At 27.9% G+C, this 5,640-nt stretch carries 3 protein-coding genes and 1 pseudogene; 1 reads left to right on the top strand and 3 read right to left on the bottom strand.

Annotated features, from left to right (window positions below):
* Positions 1-173 precede the first annotated feature (173 nt).
* A complete protein-coding gene (locus tag Ctaglu_RS24275; protein ID WP_125006592.1) occupies positions 174-1,145 on the top strand; it encodes a sensor histidine kinase in 972 nt (323 codons plus the stop codon).
* Here Ctaglu_RS24275 and Ctaglu_RS26120 read toward each other — a convergent pair.
* From Ctaglu_RS26120 to Ctaglu_RS24255, 3 genes and pseudogenes are all read right to left on the bottom strand, one after another.
* Positions 1,140-1,361, bottom strand: a pseudogene (locus Ctaglu_RS26120) (PD-(D/E)XK nuclease family transposase); the annotation flags it as partial. The gene Ctaglu_RS24275 and the pseudogene Ctaglu_RS26120 overlap by 6 nt on opposite strands.
* A 51-nt stretch (positions 1,362-1,412) precedes the next feature.
* The gene (locus Ctaglu_RS26115) at positions 1,413-4,853 is read right to left on the bottom strand and encodes a VWA domain-containing protein (RefSeq protein ID WP_233439948.1); all 3,441 of its coding nucleotides are present in this window, start codon (positions 4,851-4,853) and stop codon (positions 1,413-1,415) included.
* A gap of 93 nt (positions 4,854-4,946) precedes the next feature.
* Positions 4,947-5,489: a type II secretion system protein gene (locus tag Ctaglu_RS24255; protein WP_125006590.1), complete on the bottom strand. Its 543-nt coding sequence runs from the start codon at positions 5,487-5,489 to the stop codon at positions 4,947-4,949.
* Between the last annotated feature and the right edge of the window lie 151 nt (positions 5,490-5,640).

The raw sequence follows: 5,640 nt of genomic DNA, 5'->3' as shown, positions 1-5,640 counted from the left end.
CTTGCACCGTGCAGGCTTGTTTGCTATGCCTGTTTTTATTACAAACCGCTCTAATATCATAAATTTTATAGTTCTATACAACTCAATACAAATTCAAGTTTTATTTATTAGTTTCCGTGAGTACTCTATTTAAATTATTAAATACAAGTGAGTATTGCCTTTGTATTAATGATATGTTAAAAGATAAGAAAACTAAATTTTTGAATAAACAAAGTTATTTTGTAGATGAAAATGAAATTTATTGGAATGTTATCTTTGAACCACTCCTTGATGTAAATGGAGAAATTGAGGAAATCTTAATTTTAATAATAGATGTTACTAATGAAATAAAATCTAATATAATCATGGAAAAAGCATTAAAATCACAAGGAGAATTTCTTGTAAACATATCTCATGAACTTAAAACACCACTAAATGTTATATTTGCAACAGCTCAACTATTTAATATGTATTGCGAAAGTGGATCCCTTGATGATAAGAAAGATTCCATTGTTAAATATATAGACTCTATCAAGCAAAACTCCTATAGACTATCTAAAATTATTAACAACATAGTTGATTTATCAAAAATTGAAGCAGGCTTCTACAAATTGAACCTATCTAATAACAATATAGTGGATGTTGTAGAGGAAATAGTAATGTCTGTAACTACTTTTACTGACAGTAAAGATTTAAATATTATTTTTGATACAGATATAGAAGAAAAAATCATTGCCTGTGACTCAGAAAAGATAGAGAGAATAGTATTAAATCTTATATCAAATGCCATAAAATTTTCAGATAAAGGTGATGAAATACTTGTAGCTATTAATGATAAAAATGAATTTGTTGAAATATCAGTAAAGGATAATGGCGTAGGCATCGAACCTGAGTACTTAGATATGATATTTGATAGATTTAAGCAGGTAGATAAATCGCTATCGAGAAATGCAGAAGGTACAGGTATTGGCCTTAGTTTAGTTAAGTCCATTGTGGAATTACACGGTGGTAGTATAAATGTTGAAAGTGAATTTGGAAAAGGAAGTAAGTTTACAGTTATTATTCCTTCAGAAAAGATACTTCATGAAAATAATATATACAGCAGCAAAGTAAAAAACGGAAATGAAAATATAAAAGTGGAACTTTCAGATGTTTATTCTTCATAATAATTCCATAGAAAAAGGCACCTGACGTAAGCAGGTGCCTTTTTCTATATACGCTCTATATAAAACCTGAATTTCTATATCTATCTCCTCACCATTTTTGGTTTTAGCTCTAACATCTAATATCCCTTTTCTATCCTCTGCAAACTCTCTTAATAATTCTGTATTAATGAGTTCTATTTCTTCTAATTCATCCTGTGGTATTTTGAGTATTGCATTTAATAATTCTAGCTGTAGGTTTTAATCGCCAAATACAATCTTGAATAATTGTTATTCTAACTTTGGTAATCCTTTAACATCTATTTTTAATTTACCTTTTTCAATACCATCAATTTTCACCTTATTAATTATCTGAACTAAACTTATTGAATTACTTTCCTTAATATCAGTTACAAATATATACTCAATAATGTAAGTTTTACCTGTTTCAAAAGTGAAATCTTTACCATTAATATCTTTACCTACAAAATCATTATTAGTTATTTTGTTTAGTTTACATAATTTTGTGAAAACTGGTTCTTTACTAATTACTCCATCATTAATTTCATGTACATTTAATTTAGAACCTTTATCATCTAATTTAAGATCTTTATTTTCAGTATCAATTTCAATTTCAATATTAATATCGCTAGTATTAACTTTAATCATAATACCTATGCTTTGTTTTATAGTTCTTACAATATTGATACTGTTTGTCTTTATCTTATTTTCAACTGATTCAGTTCCTCCTAAAATATAATTATTAGTTTTATTATCTTTAACAAATATACCCTGCTTAATAATATTATTTGTTTTAGTTATATTAATAGGTAATTTATTAAAGCTCTTTTCTTCACTCTTATCCTTGCTGTTTTTATTAACAGTATATTTTGCAACGGCTTTATCTAAGTTACAAGATTCTTTACCCTTAAATTTCAATGAAAATTTAATAGGCTCCGCCACAAAATAATCTCCTTGTTTTGTGTAATTTATATTTTTTAAACTACCAGTGATTCTATCTTCATTAATGGTTAACCATTCAGAATTATTTCCAACTACATGCTTTCCATCTTCTCTTGTTACAGCTTCAATATATTGTGCACCTGGAATAGTTTCATCAAAAGAAATTTCAGCTGATACATTCGCCTCTACAACTTTAGCAATTTTATTATAAATTTCTTTAATTTGTTCTTCATTCAATGTATCAAAATAACTTCCTTTTGCACTATTTGCTATTTCTTGATTGCTTGTATTAGCACCCTCACCAAATCCTACCACAAAAGTTTTAATAGCTGATTTCCCTAATAAATTTTCAGCCACTGTATTAGCATATATGCGAGATTTTTCTCTGTAATCATATATTCTACCATTTGAATAATAAATTGTAGAATACGTTTTATATGGTGTACCATTTTGAATCATAAAATTATTGTTATTATTTACACTATATGATTCTGACTTTCCATCAGTCATTATAATAATATATTTATCTGTATCACTATCGCTCTGTTGCATATAATAAGCTCGTCTTAACCCATCTCCTATATTAGTTGAGCCATTAGCACTCAAACTATCAATCGTTGCATTAATACTTTCATTGATAATATCGCTCACCTTGTAAACCTGTTTGTATTGATTATTTATATATAGATAGTAATATCCATTTGCTTTATCATATCTAATTATCACATTAAAGTGTTTAGCAATTTCATCAATATTACCTTCAGTTAATTTTTCATTCTTATCAATTCTACTTTTACTTAATTTATCAAAGGAATATAAACTTCTTGCTTCATTATTGTATTCAATCAAAGCAATATCTACCTTACTATCTTTTTCAAATTTACCCACAAAATTTTTCGCAACATCTTTCATTATATTTAATTTAGATTTCCCATTTATCTTTTCTTCCATACTTCCAGATGTATCTATTACTAATGTAATTTCTTTATTATTAGTATTTTCTATTTTATTAACTGGAATAGGTTGTGGATTTATAGTATATTCAACCTCAAATTCTTTGCCTTGTGAAATATTATTAGATTGCCCTTTAATATTTCTCTGTAAACTTATTAGTTCATTAGGTATTCCTTCTAATAATGACACTTCCACCTGTGGAAATTGAACTTTTTGCCTAATATTACCATCATTAATTGCACTATATTCTAAAACTGCTGGTTTTCTACTAGTTGGATATCGGCCTGGTTTTATCTCATTATTGGCTCTCTTAATTTTATAACTTATAGAAATTCCGTCATTATCACCTGTATTATTAAAATTACATTTTAATATATTTCCTGATTGTTCCATTTCTACTTTTACTTCTCTTGGTTTAGAATTTTTAAATTCTACCGCTTTATAAGAATCTGACTTAATTATAAATTCATCTGCAATCTCATCTTCAATTACGCAATCTTTTAAATTTAATGTTCCGTTATTTTCATTTTTATTATTTTTCTTTATATCTAAAGTTACTTCGTATTCTTCTTCTCCATCCTTGCCTAAGTTATTTCCAACTTTTTTATCTAGATCTACTAAATTATTTAAATTATATATATGTTCTAATTCAAAGTTTAAAATCTTTGTTTCTTTATCAACTATGTCAGTAGGCTTTGTTTGTTCTTTATATTCACCAGCTTTGTAAGATTTAACACTTGCTAATCCTGATACAACATTATCAATTTTATAAGTTCCATTTTTATCTGTAAATGTTTTCCACCTTCCATTTACCTCAACATAAGCTTTTTCAATAGGATTGCTATTTTTATCAGTTACTCTTCCAGTTATACTACCTTCATGAACAAGTTCTTTAGGATTTATTAAAAGTTTTACAAAGTCTACAGCGTATCCATCTCCAGCTCCAGTTTCAGGATCATCAATATTTATTTTCAAATCATTATTATTTCTTAATAAGTCTAAATACCTGGAAGGAATTTCAAAGCTTATTAATTTACCAACTGGTCCCGTTTGGTTAAGATGATTAATTAAATCTTCCAGTTCTGGTATTCTTGTTTCCCTTAAGTCATCATCTATAAACTTAACTTGGTAAATTGCTCCTCCAGCAACAGCGCCACCAGCATTTGGCTGAAAATCATCAACAAACATTTGAAGCATTGCATATTTAATCTGAAAACCCCCCTTTTCTGTGCTACTTTCTTGTAAAATGCTTCTTATATTGTGATTTATATTAATAGTTCCATTAACATCTCTAGGCGTAACCTTCGGCGCCTTTTGTAACGTATTACCAATTCTACTCATTCTATTTGAATAACCATCAGCTCCAATGCCAGATGTATTGGGCTTTACTCCATAACCTGATACTGTTATTATCCTATCTAATCCATTTGGTTCATTTGTATTAATTACTTCCCATTTAAAATTATCATTTCGATCATAACCACTACCCCAATAATGTCCTGTAGTGCTTTTTCCACTAAAAGGGTCAATTTCCTCAAAATTATCCCCAAAGAAATTTTGACTTGTCCACTTCCAACCAACACCAAAATTATCTATGTCTCCCACACGAACAACATAATCAGCCTGTGGTGTTGGATTTCTCCAATTACTTTTAAAACCTTTTTCATTCCACTCTCCATCTGTTATTGTTTTATTATCCTTATTTGTAGTTTCTGCAAATGTAAGAATAGAAATATTAAAAATCATGTTGATTATCATAAAAAGAGTTATTAATTTTTTAAGATTCCTTTTTAAATACGTTTTAATACTAATCACCCCTCTTACTTACTTATTTACATGTATTATAATAATTTTTTATACTTCACAATATTCACTTTTGCTAATATGTATATTAAATAAAACTTTCGTTTATAATACTTTTATTTTCACTTCTTTATTTCTGAAATAAACTTCATTACCAAATACTTTCTCTAGTTTACCTGTTTTATCTGATGCCATAGTTATTTTAATTTTTAATCCAGTGCAATTGCTAAAACTTTCACCTATAGGTAATGTGGTAATCATTATTGACTTAATGCTATTACATACTTTCTCATTAGCTTTTCCATTTATATCAGTTAATGTTCCTTTGCCATAATATAATATTCCATTTCGCAATTCGAAAACAGAAGTATACAACTCCTTTGTCACTGCTAGTTTGCTAATTTCAGTTTCTGGACTACCCTCTATTGCTTTAACTTCAACAACTCCATATCCATCTATAATACTATCCATCATACAATTAATGGCTTTTTCTCCTTTTGACTGCAACTCTAAGTCTTTATTTACTGAATTTAATGCTTTATAATTTGTAAAAAAGAAAGAACCAATTACAGAGAGGACTATAGACAATATTGCAATTGTTATAATTAATTCTATTAATGTTACTCCCTTTTTCTTTGTATACATCATTATTGTCCCCCCTCTGCATTAGTAGAGCTTTCACGGAAACTCATTAGCTCCTATGATTACTCATTTCTAGTATCATTAATTTTTGTTGATTCCCCCATTTTTTCTGCATAAAACACTTGACAAGTCTGTAAAAATTTGAAAAATACCTCCT

It is taken from the genome of Clostridium tagluense, from assembly GCF_003865095.1.
In the GTDB taxonomy this organism is placed as follows: domain Bacteria; phylum Bacillota; class Clostridia; order Clostridiales; family Clostridiaceae; genus Clostridium_AD; species Clostridium_AD tagluense.
Note: the sequence above shows the minus strand (reverse complement) of the source record. Positions and strands in the feature narration are given on the sequence as shown.